Below are 15236 nucleotides of genomic sequence, written 5' to 3'. Positions count from 1 at the left end.
CTGACCGGCGCCGGGCGCGTCCCGGTCCTCAGTTCGGTGGCAGCCGGATCCCGCGGGACACGTCCACGTCGTCGTACCGGCCTTCGAGTACATCGACGAACTTGACGGGGCGTTGCAGGGTCGACGCGATGTAGACCGCCCGGACCGTGGCCAGGGCGTCGATCGCGTCCTGGACGGTGATCGCCGGCTGCTGACCGTCGGCGATCGCTGACAGGATCTCGTCGTACTGCGCCTTGTGGCCGCCGGGCGGACCGACGTCGATCGGGGCGTCGTTCTTCGCACCGTCGACGTTCAGGCGGCTGAGCAGATCGTCCTCCACCTCGGCGCCGCCCTCGGTGCCGTGCACCGACACCCGCGTCCGGCCACCCGGGAAGGCCGCGGTCGTCGCGTGCAGGGTGCCGACGGCACCGGACTCGAAGGTGATCGTCGCGACCACGGTGTCCTCGACCTCGATCGCGTGATGCGCCGCCCGCAGTGCCTGGGCCTGGATGTTCACCGGTCGGCCCATGAACCACAGCATCAGGTCGACGGTGTGCACACCCTGGTTCATCAGCGCGCCGCCGCCGTCCAGTTCCCAGGTGCCGCGCCAGCCGGCGGAGGCGTAGTACTCGTCGCTGCGCCACCAGGCAACCGTCGCGACCGAGGACGTGAGCTTGCCGAACCGGCCGGCGTCGATCGCCTGCTTGATCGCCGCGCTGCCCGCGTCGAACCGGTGCTGGCTGATCACGGAGGAGAGAACACCCTGGTTCCCCGCCCGGGTGGCCGCCGCGCCGAGGCGACGGGCCCGGGTCAGATCGACGTCGATCGGCTTCTCGATGACGACGTGCTTCTTCTCGTTCAGCGCCTGCTCGGCCAGCTCGGCGTGCGTGCCGCTCGGGGTGCAGATCGCGACCAGCGTGACGTCCGATCCACTCAGCGCCGCGGTCAGGTCGTCGTACAGCTTCGGTTCCGGCCGGCCCGCCTCCTTCAGCCGGGCCGCCAGCGCCTCCCGGGCGCCGGCGTCGACGTCGACGAGCGCGGTCACGGTCACGTCCGGCCGGGCGGCCAGGGTGTCCGCGTGGGTGCGGCCGATGATGCCGCAGCCCACGATCGCGACCTGCTGCTGGTGTGTGTCAGCCATCTCGCTCCTACTTCGCCTGGAAGTTCGCGGTCAGAACCTGGTCGGTGCTGACGGTAAAGGTGTACGACGGCTGGGTCGAGACCACCGTCCCGTTGACGGTCCAGTTCTGGAAAACGCTATCCGATGGTGGCGTCGCCGTCACGGTGACCTGCGCGCCGACTTCGTAGGTTCCGGGTTCGGATTCGTTGCCGCTGATCTTCGCGGTGCCAGCTCCAGTGGTCTGGACCGTGATGCCGCGCTGGACGACATTGATCACCATCACGTTGTGGAGCGTGGCTGGGCCGCTGAGGGTGGCGCCGTTGTACCGGGCGAGGTTGGTCGCCTCGACGTCGCCGTTGACCACCTTCACCGTATGACCGTCGGTGCCGAGGTTGTCCGTGCCCAGGTTGAACGCGTCCACCTGACCGGAGTTCACCACGAGCCCGTCGTGGAAGCCGTACGCGAAGACGTTGAGCAAGGTGAGTCCGCGAGCGCCGTCGACGGTGACGATCTTGGCGGTCTTGCGCATGTACTTGTCGATGACGAGCTCGAAGATGCTGCCCTCGTTCATCCAGTACGGCTGCTGATAGCCGACCCGGGTGACCGCGTTGCCGTTCGACAGCACGCCCTCGATCCGGCCGTTCTTGCCCGGGCCGATCGCGATCGCGTGGTCGAAGAACGCGCCGGCGATCTTGCGGACCACGACGTCGTCACCGCTGAGGTCGATCCCGTTCCACGCGTTCGGGAAGCCGGCGTTGATGACGTAATTCCCGCCGGCGTGCCCGCGGACGGCGTACGGGTACGGTACGACGCCGTCCGCCGAGCCGGGGTTGTTCTCGGGGTAGAACACCCGCAGCCCACGGACGCCCGCACGGTTCTGCAGGGTGATCAGCGCTGTCTCGGTGTTCTTCTCGAAAGCCTGCAGAACGGTCCCACCACTTGCGCCGCCCTGATCCCGGTTCGGCACCGCGGACGCGCCGCGCAGCTCGACCTTCGCGGGGACGGTGAGATGCGTGCCGATCCGGTACCACCCGGCGGGCAGGTAGACGATGCCACCGCCGCTGCGCCCCGCCTTGTCCAGCACCTTCTGTACGGCGCTGGTCGCGTCGGCGGCCGGGAGATACCCGACCCCGTGCGCGGCGTCGACGACGTACAGCGACTGCTTCGGCTTCGGCAGCGGCTTCGTCTGGTACGTCGGTGCCGTGCCGGACATCCGGTGCACGATCCCGTCGACGGCGCCGGTCAGTGAGGTGCCGGTGACCTTGACGTAGCCGCGCGAGTTGTTCTGGATCGCGTGGTCGCTGCCCTCGATCCGGCCGGCTGCGAGCGTCATACCCCACCGGTCGTCCATCACGTCGACGAGTAGGCCGGTCCCGGTCCGCCGGATGTCGGGCTCCAGGAAGCTGCCGGTGAACTGCGCCCGCTGGCCGGCGACGACATGGATCCCGACCGCGTAGTCGGCCAGTGAGATGCGGTGGAACTGGTCCCACTCGAGGTCGCCGAGCACCAGGCCGGTGCCGTGCGCGCGGGTCCACGCGTCCAGCGCCGTACGGGCCGGTGGGTGGTAGGTGGCCGGGGCGGACGCCCAGTAGGAGTTGCTGAAGGCAACGTTCTCCCAGGTGCCGACGTCGGCGCCGTTGTAGGCACGGGCACCCTCGAACAGCGCCGTACCGCTGATGTTGCGGATCGTGGTCGACTCGTGCACCTGGCCGGAGCTGGGGGCGTTGCCTTGGTCGTTCGGCATCGTGCTGACGCCGATGCCGCGGTACGAGTTGAGCATGGTGACGTCGGAGACGGTCGCCATCATGTAGTTCTCGTTGCCGATCCAGGCGCCGCCGGGGATCTCGAACGTGTAGTTGTACGGGACCGGGTCGGTCGCGTTCTGGTTCGGGTAGTACGTCGTGACGCCGAGGACGCCGGCGCTGCCGCCGATCCGGAACAGGCTCGGTCCGTCGTCACCTGACGGCAGGTCGGCGATGACCACGGTGCCGTATTCGGGCGCCTGGCCGTGATCACCGCGGAGGGTGCAGAACGCGTGCACCTCGATCGTGTCGGTCACCTTGTACTTGCCGGCCGGCAGCCAGATCGTGCCGCCGCCCGCCTCCTGGCAGGCGTAGATCGCCTGCTGGATCGCCTTCGTGGAATCACGCCGGCCGGTGCGGTCGGCGCCGTACTGCGTGGCGTCGAAGTCGGCGACGACACCGTCCTCGGTCGGGTTGCTCGTGTCGACCAGGCGCGGCGTCGGTGTCACGACCGGGGACTGGCGGAGCTCGAGTTCCTTGACGACGAAGGAGTCGGCGCCGGTCATCGTGACCCGGACGTACCGTGCGGAGGTGGTCGCGAATCGCGTCTTGCTGACCTGATTGCCGCCCGGTGAGCCGATCCGGCCGACGCTGGTGAACTTGGTGCCGTCGTTCGAGACCTGGACGGTGTAGTCGGGGGAGTAGGCCTCGGCCCATTGGACGCGAACGTCGTTGACCGGTCGCGGCTTGCCGAGGTCGAGCTGTAGCCACGAGTCGCCCGGGCCGCTGGTCCAGGCGGTGTTGTGGTTGCCGTCGTTGACGTTGGTGACCCCGGTGCCGCTGCTGGCGGTCGCCGTACCGGATCCGGCGAAGTTGGTGTCGACCGCCGACGCGGTGAACGCGTCCAGCTTCGCCTGCAAGGTCTGCAGCGCCGCCTTGACCTGTACGTCGGTCACGCCTGGCGTGGCCGCGACAGCGCGGGCGTCGTCGATCGCGGCGCGGAAGGTGGCGCGGGAGCCGGCCGGGTACTGGCCGTCGCGGGTCCCTTCGCGGGCGGCCTTCTCGGTACGCGCGGCCTGGTCGATCAGGTCGAGCAGGCCCTCGGTGACGTTGAGCGTGGTCGCGACCTTGGCGACACGGACGGCGGCGACCTTGAGGTCGACCGAGCCGTCGCCGTTGTGGATGCGGAAGTCGCCGCCGTTGGAGCGGTTCGTCATCACCGCGTCGGGCAACGCGAAGGTGTACGTCTTCCACGTCTTGGTGTCGCCGTAGCGAACGACTTCGGAGTTCTTGAACTTCTCCGGGATCGTCTCGCCCGGGGAGTCGTAGTGCAGGCCGAACTGGCCGTTGCCCTCATCGAAGTAGTCGATGCTGATCAGCACCAGGCTGCGGTTGTCGTAGAGGTAGGTGTCGGCGACGTTCATGTAGAAGAAGTTCGTGCCCGGTGCCGGAGCGGTGTGATCGGTCTGCCAGTACGGGCGGCCGTCCTGCACTCCGGTGACGAGATGTGCCGCGTCGTCCCCGGCGCGCGGACTGATGCCGCTCTGGATCGGTGACGCACCGAGCTGCACCGAGGCGCCCGCCGTACTGATCCGGAGGCCGGCGATGGTGATGTCGGCGGTCCCGAAGAGCCTCAGATCGGCGTCGCCCAACCGGTTGGTGAACCCGATGTCGGTGAGCTCGAAGACGCCGGTCTTCCACTGGCCGCTGTTGGCCAGCTGGACGTCCGTCGTGTCCGCCTGCGGATTCGTCTTGGCGTCGTACTGCAGCTCGAGCGTGCCGGTGCCGACGTCGAGATAGGTCACCGTCACCAGGACGTCGTCGGTGCCGATCTCGTCGACGTAGTTACGGTCGACGTCGAACTCGAGGTAGCCGGTGTTCGCGGCCTGGTTGGTCTGCCAGTAGGTCCGGCCTTGTTCGGTGCCGGTCCGGAGCCCGGCGGGATCGTCGCCGGCCGCGGGCTTCACCCCGAGCGTGGTCGGCGTCGGTGCGAGGTCGGTGCCGACCCCGCTCGGGTACATCGTGGCGGCGTGGGCCGTTGGTACGGCGATCACGCTCGAAAGAAGGAGAGCGGGGAGAACCCGCGCGAGCAGGCGTCTGGACATGCTGAAAACCTCCAGGTGGCGGGCCGGAGTACATGCGACAGCAGGTGCGCGGATAAGTTAAACCAAGCGTGTTACTTATTCAAGAGCCCGGCCTCCCGGGTAGCAGAACGGCCGGAACGGCCGCGATCACGGTGAACGCGATCGCCCAGGCGAAGCTGTGCGCGTAGGCGGTCCGCGCGGTGTGGCCGGTCAGCTGGTTCTGCAGGACCACGGCAGGGTGGCTGCGCCGAACGCACCGCCGAGCTGCTGCATGATCCGGGTCGTGCTGCTGGCGTCCGGGATCTGCCGCGGCTCGAGCTCCCGGAAGGCGCCGACCATCACGGCCAGGTTGACCGCGCTCAGTCCCGCACCACGCACGACGAGAGCGATCGCGAGCAGGACGTACGTCGTACCCGCGAAGGCGAACGGGATGGTGCCGATCGTGGTGAGTGCGATGCCCACGAGGATCACTGGGCGCGCGCCGAGCCGATCGGTGATGCCGCCGGCGACGCGGGCGAGCAGGCTGCCGATGCCTTGCGGGACGAGGAGAAGACCGGCGGCGGTCACGGTCTCGCCACGGGCCTGCTGGTAGAAGAGCGGGAGCAGCAACATCGCGCCGTACAGACCGAAGCCGGTGAGGAAGAGCAGGACGGTCGATGCGGCGAACGATCTCGTGTGGAAGAGCGTGAGGTCGATCAAGGGTTCGGCGGTCCTTCTGAGAACGAAGGCGAGCAGGAGGATCAGGCCGACGCCGATCGGGAGCAGGACGGCGACGTGGCCGAAGGCGCCGTACGCGCCGACCTGGGTGAGCCGTAGATGATGCCGGCCAGAGCGGGTGAGATCAGGAGCAGGCCGGGGACGTCCAGGGCCGCGCGCGTCGGCTCCGGATCGGGCTTGAGCGTGCGGATGGCGAGGACGATCGCCAGGATGCAGATCGGGGCGTTGACGTAGAAGATCCACCGCCAGCTGAGGTGGCCCACCAGCAGGCCGCCGATCACCGGGCCGAGAATCGGGCCGATCAGCGCGGGCAGCGTGACGACGGCCATCAGCCGGCCGATGCGATCGCGACCGGCCGCGCGCAGCAGCAGGGTCTGCAGGATCGGCAGCATGAGTCCGCCCCCGAGACCCTGAATCACCCGGAAGGCGATCAGCGAGCCGATGTTCCAGGCGACTCCGCACAGCATCGATCCAAAAAGAAAACACAGTATCGCGATGATCCACATCCGCTTGGCGCCGAACCGGTTCGCCGACCAGCCGGTGATCGGGATCGCGATCGCCAGGGCGAGCAAGTACGCCGTACTCACAGTGGACCGTGGACACCGGCGCGGCCAGGTCGGCGCCGAGGGTGTGGATCGCGACGGTGACGATCGTGCTGTCGAGCAGCGGAGCCAGCGCGCCGAGGACCAGCACGGCGGCAAGCTTGAGAACGTCCCGATCCAGGCGGTCAGGGGTGGTTGTGGTCATCCGAGCGGCTCCTTAGAGACGTTGCGTCTCTTACGCACTGCAGCGTAGGCTCGGATCGTTAAGAGACGCAAGGTCTCTTCGTGGAGGAGTCGATCGATGGAGCAGACGCAGCGCCGGCGGGGTGCCGAGCTGGAGGCCGTGCTGCTCGACGCCGCCTGGGACGAGTTGCTGGAGTCCGGGTACGCACGGCTGACGATGGAGGCGGTCGCCGCACGGGCCCATACGGGCAAGCAGGTGCTGTATCGGCGGTGGAGAAACCGGGCGGAGCTGGTCGTCGCGGCGATGCGGCACCGGACCGGCTCGATCGTCGAGGACATCCCGGACACGGGGAGCCTGCGCGATGACGTCCTCGCCGTACTGCAGCGGATGGCCGACCGGTTCGCGTCGGTCGGGCCCGACATCGTCCACGGTCTGCTGGCCGAGGCGCCGGATCTGGATCCGGAGATCTACAGCCGGATGTCGGGCGTGATGGCGACCATCGTCCAGCGGGCGGCGGCCCGCGGTGAGATCCCGACGGGGGATGTTCCCGCCCGGGTCGTCACCGCACCCACCAACTTGTTGCGCCACGAGATGCTGTTCACCCGCGAGCCCGTCGCCGCCTCGACGCTCACCTCACTCGTCGACGACGTCTTCCTGCCGTTGGTCCGGACTACTTGAACGCGGGGAGATTGCGGGTGACCCAATCCGTGAAAGTCCGCGCGGGTCGGCCGAGCACCTTCTCCACGTCGGGGCTCACTCCTTGCTCGGCCGCGGTCGGCGTACCGAGTGCGCCGAGGGTGGCCTCGACGACCGGCTCGGGCATGTAGGCCAGCATGCGACTGCGTGCCTCGTCGCGGCTGAGCTCGACAAACTGCACCGGCTCACCGACGGCCTGGCCGATCGCCTCGGCCTGCTGTCGCGGCGAGATCGCCACCGGTCCAGTCAGTGTGTAGATGTTGCCGGCGTGACTCTGGTCGCGGAGCGCAGCGGCAGCGACCTCGGCGATGTCGTCAGGATCGACGGCCGGCAGGGCGACGTCGGCGAACGGGGCCGCCATCAGCCGCTGGGTGCGGATGGACTCGGCCCACTGGAAGGCGTTGCTGGCGAAGTTGCCAGGGCGCAGCATCGTCCAGCCGAGGCCGGACTGCGTGACCGCGTCCTCGAGGTCCGACGGGTGCCGCTTGGTGCCGACGCCTTGCGAAGACAGCAGGACGACGCGCTCGACGCCGGAGGCTTCGACGACCTTCATGACGTCGTTCATGTTGCCGTTGGCCAGGAACTCGGCGGCCGTCAGCAGGAAGACCGCCTTCGCTCCGTCGAGTGCCGGCACGAGAGTCTCCGGCTGCGAAAGGTCGGCCTGCAGGCGCCGTACGCCGTTCGGCATGGCGTTCGGTACGCCGTTCGGTATGTCGTTCGGTACGTCGGAGATCCGGCGGGACACTGCGGTGACCTGCTCGCCTGCGGCGGCCAGGGACTGGATGAGCGGGCGGCCGACGTTTCCGGTTGCTCCGGTGACCACGATCATGTTCTCTCCTCGTTCGGTTGATCTGACGAGGACGCTACTTGCCGTGGGATAGTAGGTACCTAGAGGAAAGTATTGGCCAGGAGGCGGGCTTGTGAGCGAGAGCACAGCGGTGGATCCGGTGCAGGCCTGTCCGATCGCGCCGGTGGTGGATCTGGTGTTCAGCCGGTGGACGACGCCGATCCTGTGGACATTGAACGAGTACGGCCGGCAGCGGTTCGTGGAGCTGCAGCGCCGGATCGGCGTGATCACGCCGAAGGTCCTGACGCAGCGGCTCCGGCAACTGGAGCGAGACGGACTGATCCTCCGCACGTACCACGCGGAGGTCCCGCCGCGCGTCGAGTACGAACTCAGCGACCTCGGCCGCAGCCTGGCCCCGCTGTTCCATTCACTCGCCGACTGGTCCCCCAACCTGACCAAGGTCGAGCAGGCCCGCAACCACTTCGACACCCACGAACCAGCCCACCGCCGCCCCTGACCGCCGCCCGGTCTCGGCCGCCCAGAAGATTCGAGGGGATATCCGGCGGTCGGTTCCGTGGGTGTTGCAGGTGCCCGTCGACCGGATCGCCAGGCCATCACAACGAGCGAGGACGAAGGTCTCCCACGGACAATCGCAGCGTCTCGGCGATTGCGATGGCCTGGAAGTCCGCCATACCCCGCCCCGCCGCGCCGCGGTGGCGGGCTTGGCGATTGCGATGGCTTGGGAGTCCGCCGCACCCGCCGCACCCGCCGCGCCGCGGTGGCGGGTTTGGCGATGTCGGGCCGTTGACCGGACCAGCCCCACTCACCAAGCAGCGCGATGCGGGAGACGCCCCGCTCGGCCGCGAGCACTCGGCACCTGACCGACCGGGTTAGTGAGTGCCCCACGTCCACGCAGGTCCAGACCCACGGGCCGGCCGGCTCAGGGTGGGGAGGATCTGCCCACCCGATCCGGGACGACATCCTCCCCACTCCCGGCGGCAGCCGACAGAACACGGCCGACTGCCCGGACGCGAAGGAGGCGAACGAACCACCCACGGAAACGACAGAAGAGCCGGATATCCAGCTCTCTCGTCGGCCCGACGTCCTGATGTCGTCCCCTGTCGTCCTGTCGTGTCGCCGGACCCGCCCGTCTTTGAGCACCGATCAACCACCGACCCACCGTTGGAATGGTCGACCGGTGCACAAAGTCGGGCGAAACGACAACCGGCTCTCCAGCCGGCGGCGGACGGCGCTGTGCGGATCTCGTGCACAAAGTGACTGACCAAGCCAGCCGGGTGGCGAGGAGGCGACGACCAGCTGACGGGGCTGGCGCAATGGTGTCGGCTGGGATGGGTTGCACCCCGGAGGGCCCACGGAAACGACAGGACAGCCGGCTACCCCTGGGACGCTCGCAGGATGGTCGGCGTGTCCGCGGGTCCGGGGTCCGTGGAGCGGCCGGGTCCGTGGAGTGGCCGGTCTGTGGAATGGCGCGGTCCGTGGAGTGGCCGAGTCCGTGGAGTGGTCGGGTCCGTGGACGTCTCGGTCGCCGGGGATGGGGCGGTTCAGGCTTCCGCATTCCGTTTGCGGTCACGCGACTCCGACCAGGTGGCGGGTGGGGGAGGGGAGTTGGTCGAGGAGGGTGAAGAAGTGGGTGGCGGCGTCGGGGAGGCGGAGCAGGCCGGCTTCGTGGTGCTGCCAGCCGAAGAGGAGTTCGCCGTCGATGGTGCGTTCGTCGAGGGGTACGGCGTACCGGCTCAAGGCGACGCGGGTGGGGCCGGTCTGGGGATGGTGGTCACCGCAGCCGCACTCGGCCGCGATGGTGATGGCGGTCAGCGCGTCGGGGGAGTAGCGGCGCAGGCGGAGCGTGGTGCCGCGGGCGGTGAACCGGGCAATTGTTGCGTCGGGCAACTGAATGAGCAGCTCGACCGGGACGGCATGCGAGCCGGAGAGCAGTCGGAGACCACGAGACGCGAGCAGATCGGCGAAGGCCGGGAGATTCATGCGAAGTTCCTGTGAGTGCTGTGTCGGCGGGCGGGCCACGGAAAGGGGCAGGGCCTCGTGCGCCGGAGACGGCGCGCGTCAGCGACAACAGCAACAACACAGCAGGATCTGCATGCCGAAGATCATGACAGACCTCCGCACGCGTGCCAAACACCGTCCGCCATCTGGGACAACTGTCCGTGATGTGTCAGCAAGCGGGTGGTGGGAGAGTCAGTCGGCTTTCTTGCCGAACATGATTTCGTCCCAGCTCGGGACGCTGGCGCGCTTGGAACCTCGGCGGGCCGGCTTCTTCTTGGGCTCGGTGGGAGCTTCTTCCTGGGTGCCCGGGTCGGCGGATGCGGCCGGCGCCTCGGCAGCGGACGGCTCTGCGGCTGGGTCCAGGGTCGGCTGCGCCGGCTCGGCCGGCGAGGTCGACCGACGGTCGGCGGGGGCAGAACGTCCGGCCGAAGCCGGGCGGTCGGTTGAAGCCACGCCCCGGTGGTCGATCGGAGCCGCATCCTCGAGGTCGGCCGGAGCCGATGGCTCGGTGGTGCGCGCGCGAGGGTCCGAGGTGCGGGACTCCGGTGCTTGGCGGTCGGCGGGGCCGCGGGACTCGGGGGCCTGCCGGACCGGCGCCGGGCCGCGGTCGGGGGTGGCTCGGCGTTCGGTGAAAGGGTTGTCGGGCGCGGCGCGCTCCTCCGGAGGTGCGAACGACGCGGTCTCGGCCGGGGGTTGCGTCGAACGCTCGACGGCGCGCACCGACGGCCGCAGCGCCGGCGGCTGATCGATCGGTACGTCGATCAGGGTCGGCTCGTCGTCCGGGTCCGGGACCGAGTGGACCCGGCGCGGACCACGCTCCTGCTCGCGCGTCTGCTCGCGGGGAACCGGGTGGTTCCGGCGGGGGAGGCTGACGGTGTCCTCGAAGCCGGCCTCGTAGCTGTCGGCACCGTGATCGGGAGCAACGGACAGGTCGATGTCGGCGACCGCGGTCAGCCGGCGCTCGCCCGGCTGATGGGTGGGCTGGACCGGCGGTGCCAGCACCTGGGCCTGCTCGCCGACCAGCCAGCGGGCCTCGTCGTCGTCGGGGACCGCGTACCGACCGGGAGCGTCGTACGCGAACATGGCGATCTTCTCGTCCTTCTGCTCCGCCTCGTCGTCGGCCTCGACGAAGTAGGAGACCCGGACCGCCCAGCGGCCGTCCTCGCGGCGCCACGCGTCCCACTCGGCCGACGCCGGGTCGACCTGGCGGGTGCGCAACCGCTCGGTCACCCAGGCGCCGAGGTTGCGGGTCGGGGTTTCGGCGCCGGCACGACGGCGGACGGAGGCACGCTGCGCGAGGCTGGCGATGTGGTCCCGCTCGGCCAGCACCGGGCCGGCGAACGCCATCACGCGTTCCATCGGCATCTGGGCGACGGCTGCAACCGCCTCGGGACTTTCGCCGGCGCGGATACGAGCCTGGATGTCTCGTGGGCGCAGCGCGCTCTCCATTTGAATCTCCAGCTGGCCGAGTCGGGCACGGTCGCCGCGGAGGGCCGCACGCAACCGGTCGTCGACCGGGATGGCGAACTCCTCACCCGTCTCTGCCATCGCCAGGATGACTTGCTTGCCATCCTGGCTCAGACCGACGAGCCTCGCCTCGCGCATTGCCTTTGTTCTCCTGTGCGGTTCTTGACAGTCTCTCCCGGGACGCACGGCCTGACCAAGACCGGCGCGCCGTGCCGCCCGGTCATTGTGGAGGTTACGTCACGAAATCACATCTTGCCTGGTCATCAGGGTCCTCCTGATCACACCAGTCACAGTAGTCACAACACGGTGTGACCGCGACTCACATGTCAGCTGCCGAACGCCGAACGCACCGCAAGAGCACGCTTCAGGTCGTCGACACTGTCGCCGATCGACCGCCGGATTCCGGCCGCGACCGATTCGTCGGCGACCAGGTCGGCGGCCCGGTCGACGACCCGCTGCTCGACGGCGTACCGGGGGAACGCGAGCTTCGCGCTCTGCGCCACCACCCAGCCGGACCGCAGCTTCTCGGTGCCCGCGATCTCGGCGAAGTACCGGTCCACGTACGGCGCGGTGAGCTCGACCTGCGTGGGATGCCAGAACCCTTCACACGCGGCGTAAAGCTCGTAGTTCGCGATGTCGGCGTCGGTCATGATCTGCGTCCACGCCCGCTCCTTGGCCTCCACCGTCGGCAGCGAGGCCCGGCAGCGGACCGCGTGGACGACGCCCTCCGACGAGGTGTCCCGCTCCAGCTCGGCGTCGATCTCCGCGTCCCCGATCGCACCGAGCCGCGCCAGCCGCCCGGTCACCAGCCAGCGCAGGTCCGCATCCATCGCGAGCCCTTCGGGTACGCCGTCATCCGCAAGCCAGCCCTTGAGCAGCTCGACGTCGTCGCTGAAGCGCGCCACCCCACGGGCCGCCGCGAGCTGCAGGCTCGAACCGGCCGGCGCGGTCTCGAGGCGGGCGGCGATCGCATCGGCCAGCCGGCCGCGATACGGCTCGTACGGCAGGTAGACACCGAGCAGGTGCGTGTTGGCCCAGTTGAGCATCGTGCCGACCGCGATGTCGCTGGTCTCGGTCGGCAGCAACCCGAGCACGACCTCGAACCCGAGCCTCGGATCGAGCTCGGCGTCGGCGACGGAGTCCCGCAGGCTGTTCAGGACGACGGCCCGCGTCACGCCGTCCTCGATCTTCGGCAGCACCGACGGCAGGTTCGCCAGGCTCTCGGCGTCGAGCCGGATCTTGGCCCAGGTGTCGTCACCGGCGTCCGGGATCACGACCGCGAGCGACGGATCGAGGGCGACCTCAACCTCGTCCGCGTCCAGCAGTACGTCGACCGTCGTGCCGCGACCGTCCGCGTCGTACCCGCCGACTGTCAGCTTGTGCGGCCGGGACGCCGGGTAGGCCGTGGGCACGGTGCGGTGCAGCTTGATGCCGGTCGCCGTCCGGGAGGCGCTGATGGTGTCCACGCCCGGGGTGCGCAGCCAGTTCTGTGCCCAGGTCTCGAGGTCGACGGCGCCGGCTTCGGTCCACTTGGTGACCAGGTCGGCGAAGGTCGCGTTGCCGAACTCGTTGGCGCGGATGTGGGCGTTGACGCCGGCCAGGAAGACGTCGTCACCGAGGTAGGCGGCGAGCTGCTTGAGGACAGCCGCGCCCTTGGCGTAAGAGATGCCGTCGAAGTCGTCGAGGGAGGACGCTGCGTCCTTGACCGCGTCGGCGGCGACCGGGTGAGTGGAGGACCGCTGGTCGGCCTGCAGGCCCCACCACTTGCGGATGAACGCGAAGTCGATCCAGTTGTCCTGGTAGTTCGTCGCGGCCGTCGAGACCCGGTGGGCCATGTACTCCGCGAAGGACTCGTTCAGCCAGAGGTCGTTCCACCACCTCATCGTCACCGTGTCGCCGAACCACTGGTGCGCCATCTCGTGGACGATCGTGCGGGCCCGGTTGCCGCGCTCGGCGTCGGTCGCCGCGGACCGGAACACCATCGAGTCGCGGAAGGTCACGCAGCCCGGGTTCTCCATCGCGCCGGCGTTGAACTCGGGCACGAACGCCTGGTGGTACTCACCGAACGGGTACCGGTAACCGAACATCCGGTGGTACTCGTCGAAGGACTGCTTGGTGACCGTGAACATGTCCTCGGCCTCACGGTCGAGCGCGTCCTTCAGCGACTGCCGTGACACCACGCTGAGCGGGATGCCGTCGTGGGAGTCGGTGAGCTGGTAGTACGGCCCGGCCACCACGGTGACGAAGTACGTCGACAGCGGCAGCGTCTCGGCGAGCTCCCAGCGGCCGGGGGAGACCTGGGTGGCGGCGCCGTTGCCGAGCACCAGCCACTCCGGCGGCGCGGTGACCTTCATCCGGTACGGCGCCTTGAGGTCGGGCTGGTCGAAGCACGCGAAGATCCGCGGCGCGGCGTCGAGGAACGCCATCGCGTAGGTGTAGACGAGACCGTCGGCGGCGTCGACCGCGCGGTGCAGTCCCTCGCCGTCGTGCGAGTAAAGCATCGACGCGACCACGACCAGCTCGTTCTCCGGCTGCAGGTCGGTCAGCTCGAGTCGTCCGTCGTTCAGGCCGGCCACGTCGACCGCCGTACCGTTCAGCGTGACCGAGGTCAGCTCGTCCGGTTTGACGTCGAGCCAGGTCGTCGGACTCGAGGCCTTGAACCTGATCGTGGTGGTGGATCCGAACGTTCGCTCGCCCCGGGTGAGGTCGAGGTCGACGTCGTACGACTGGACGGAAAGCGCGGCTGCCCGGGTACGGGCGCCGTCGACTGTGAGACTCGGCATGCTGGCAACTCTATGCGGTGATTAGGGTGAGTCATGAACGAGCGAAGCGAGTTCATCATTCAGCACAGCAGTGAAGGCGCTCAGCCGCGCCTGGAGCGAAGCGGAGGGCGTGGATGAGTGAGATGGAGTACCGGCAGCTGGGCGACTCGGGCCTCACCGTGAGTACGGTCGGGCTGGGGTGCAACAACTTCGGGCGGCGGCTGGACGCGGCCCAGACCGACGCGGTGGTGAACGCCGCGGTCGATGCGGGGATCACGCTGTTCGACACCGCGGACGTCTATCACGGCGAGCACGGGTTCAGCGAGGAACTGCTCGGCAAGGCGCTCGGCGACCGCCGCGACGAGGTCGTGATCGCGACCAAGTTCGGCGGCGACATGCACGGGGCGAACGGGCCGGACTGGGGTGTTCGCGGCTCCCGCCGGTACATCCGCAAGGCGGTCGAGTCGAGCCTGCAGCGGCTCGGCACCGACTGGATCGACCTCTACCAGCTGCACGTCCCGGACCCGGTCACGCCAATCGAGGAGACCCTCGCCGCGCTGACCGAGCTAGTTGCCGAGGGCAAGGTCCGGTACATCGGCAGCTCGCAATTCGCGGCCTGGCAGGTGGTCGACGCGGACTGGGCTGCGCGGACCGCGGGGCTGGAGCACTTCGTCAGCGCGCAGAACCGGTACTCCCTGCTCGACCGCGAGGCCGAGGACGAGCTGGCGCCCGCGTGTGAGCACCTCGGGCTCGGCATCCTGCCGTTCTTCCCGCTGTCCTCGGGCCTGCTCACCGGAAAGTACAAGCGCGGCGAGACGCCTCCGGACGGCACCCGCCTGGCGACCCAGCCGGACCGGCTGGCCAACGCCGACTTCGACAAGATCGAGGCTCTCGAGACGTTCGCGGCCGAGCGGGACCTGAGCATGATCGACGTCGCGATCGGCGGCCTGGCCGCGCAGCCGGCGGTCGCCTCGGTGATCGCCGGCGCCACCACGCCCGAGCAGATCGCACAGAACGTCGCAGCCGGCTTGTGGGACCCGACCGCATCCGACCTGGCGGCGCTGGACGACCTGACGTGACTGTGTTGAATTCCGCGCCTCCGGCGCGGGTGTCATGGGGCTTTGACTCCCGGTCTTC

Annotated in this window: 11 protein-coding genes; 3 read left to right on the top strand and 8 right to left on the bottom strand. The window is 69.0% G+C overall.

What is annotated here, in order from left to right; all coding sequences use genetic code 11:
• Positions 1 to 28: 28 nt before the first annotated feature.
• The 4 genes from ACXC9Q_RS04400 to ACXC9Q_RS04385 form a co-directional block, all read right to left on the bottom strand.
• Positions 29 to 1120 (bottom strand): Gfo/Idh/MocA family protein, encoded by a 1092-nt coding sequence (locus tag ACXC9Q_RS04400; protein ID WP_457055163.1) that lies wholly within the window; start codon positions 1118 to 1120, stop codon positions 29 to 31.
• A gap of 7 nt (positions 1121 to 1127) precedes the next feature.
• The gene (locus ACXC9Q_RS04395) at positions 1128 to 4946 is read right to left on the bottom strand and encodes a discoidin domain-containing protein (RefSeq protein WP_457055162.1); all 3819 of its coding nucleotides are present in this window, start codon (positions 4944 to 4946) and stop codon (positions 1128 to 1130) included.
• A 189-nt stretch (positions 4947 to 5135) separates the two neighbouring features.
• The gene (locus tag ACXC9Q_RS04390; protein WP_457055763.1) at positions 5136 to 5660 is read right to left on the bottom strand and encodes an MFS transporter; all 525 of its coding nucleotides are present in this window, start codon (positions 5658 to 5660) and stop codon (positions 5136 to 5138) included.
• Positions 5661 to 5665: 5 nt separating this feature from the next.
• A complete protein-coding gene (locus ACXC9Q_RS04385) occupies positions 5666 to 6343 on the bottom strand; it encodes an MFS transporter (protein ID WP_457055161.1) in 678 nt (225 codons plus the stop codon).
• A 142-nt stretch (positions 6344 to 6485) separates the two neighbouring features.
• Between ACXC9Q_RS04385 and ACXC9Q_RS04380 the strand changes: the two genes are divergently transcribed.
• Positions 6486 to 7046 (top strand): TetR/AcrR family transcriptional regulator, encoded by a 561-nt coding sequence (locus ACXC9Q_RS04380; protein ID WP_457055160.1) that lies wholly within the window; start codon positions 6486 to 6488, stop codon positions 7044 to 7046.
• Here the strand turns inward: ACXC9Q_RS04380 and ACXC9Q_RS04375 are convergent.
• The gene (locus ACXC9Q_RS04375) at positions 7039 to 7893 is read right to left on the bottom strand and encodes an NAD(P)H-binding protein (RefSeq protein ID WP_457055159.1); all 855 of its coding nucleotides are present in this window, start codon (positions 7891 to 7893) and stop codon (positions 7039 to 7041) included. The genes ACXC9Q_RS04380 and ACXC9Q_RS04375 overlap by 8 nt on opposite strands.
• A 91-nt stretch (positions 7894 to 7984) precedes the next feature.
• Here ACXC9Q_RS04375 and ACXC9Q_RS04370 point away from each other — a divergent pair, with 91 nt between their 5' ends.
• Positions 7985 to 8368, top strand: a complete 384-nt coding sequence (locus tag ACXC9Q_RS04370; RefSeq protein WP_329477238.1) for a winged helix-turn-helix transcriptional regulator — start codon at positions 7985 to 7987, stop codon at positions 8366 to 8368.
• A gap of 1070 nt (positions 8369 to 9438) precedes the next feature.
• Here the strand turns inward: ACXC9Q_RS04370 and ACXC9Q_RS04365 are convergent.
• The 3 genes from ACXC9Q_RS04365 to pepN all read right to left on the bottom strand — a co-directional run bounded on the left by ACXC9Q_RS04365 (position 9439) and on the right by pepN (position 14120).
• A complete protein-coding gene (locus ACXC9Q_RS04365) occupies positions 9439 to 9852 on the bottom strand; it encodes a hypothetical protein (RefSeq protein WP_457055158.1) in 414 nt (137 codons plus the stop codon).
• A 210-nt stretch (positions 9853 to 10062) separates the two neighbouring features.
• A complete protein-coding gene (gene sepH / locus ACXC9Q_RS04360) occupies positions 10063 to 11475 on the bottom strand; it encodes a septation protein SepH (protein ID WP_457055157.1) in 1413 nt (470 codons plus the stop codon).
• Between the two features lie 188 nt (positions 11476 to 11663).
• Positions 11664 to 14120, bottom strand: a complete 2457-nt coding sequence (pepN, locus tag ACXC9Q_RS04355; protein WP_457055156.1) for an aminopeptidase N — start codon at positions 14118 to 14120, stop codon at positions 11664 to 11666.
• A gap of 113 nt (positions 14121 to 14233) precedes the next feature.
• Between pepN and ACXC9Q_RS04350 the strand changes: the two genes are divergently transcribed.
• Positions 14234 to 15178 (top strand): aldo/keto reductase, encoded by a 945-nt coding sequence (locus tag ACXC9Q_RS04350; RefSeq protein WP_457055155.1) that lies wholly within the window; start codon positions 14234 to 14236, stop codon positions 15176 to 15178.
• Positions 15179 to 15236: the final 58 nt, after the last annotated feature.

The sequence above is a fragment of the Kribbella sp. CWNU-51 genome (assembly GCF_054073265.1).
This window is presented reverse-complemented; position numbering and strand designations above follow the sequence as displayed.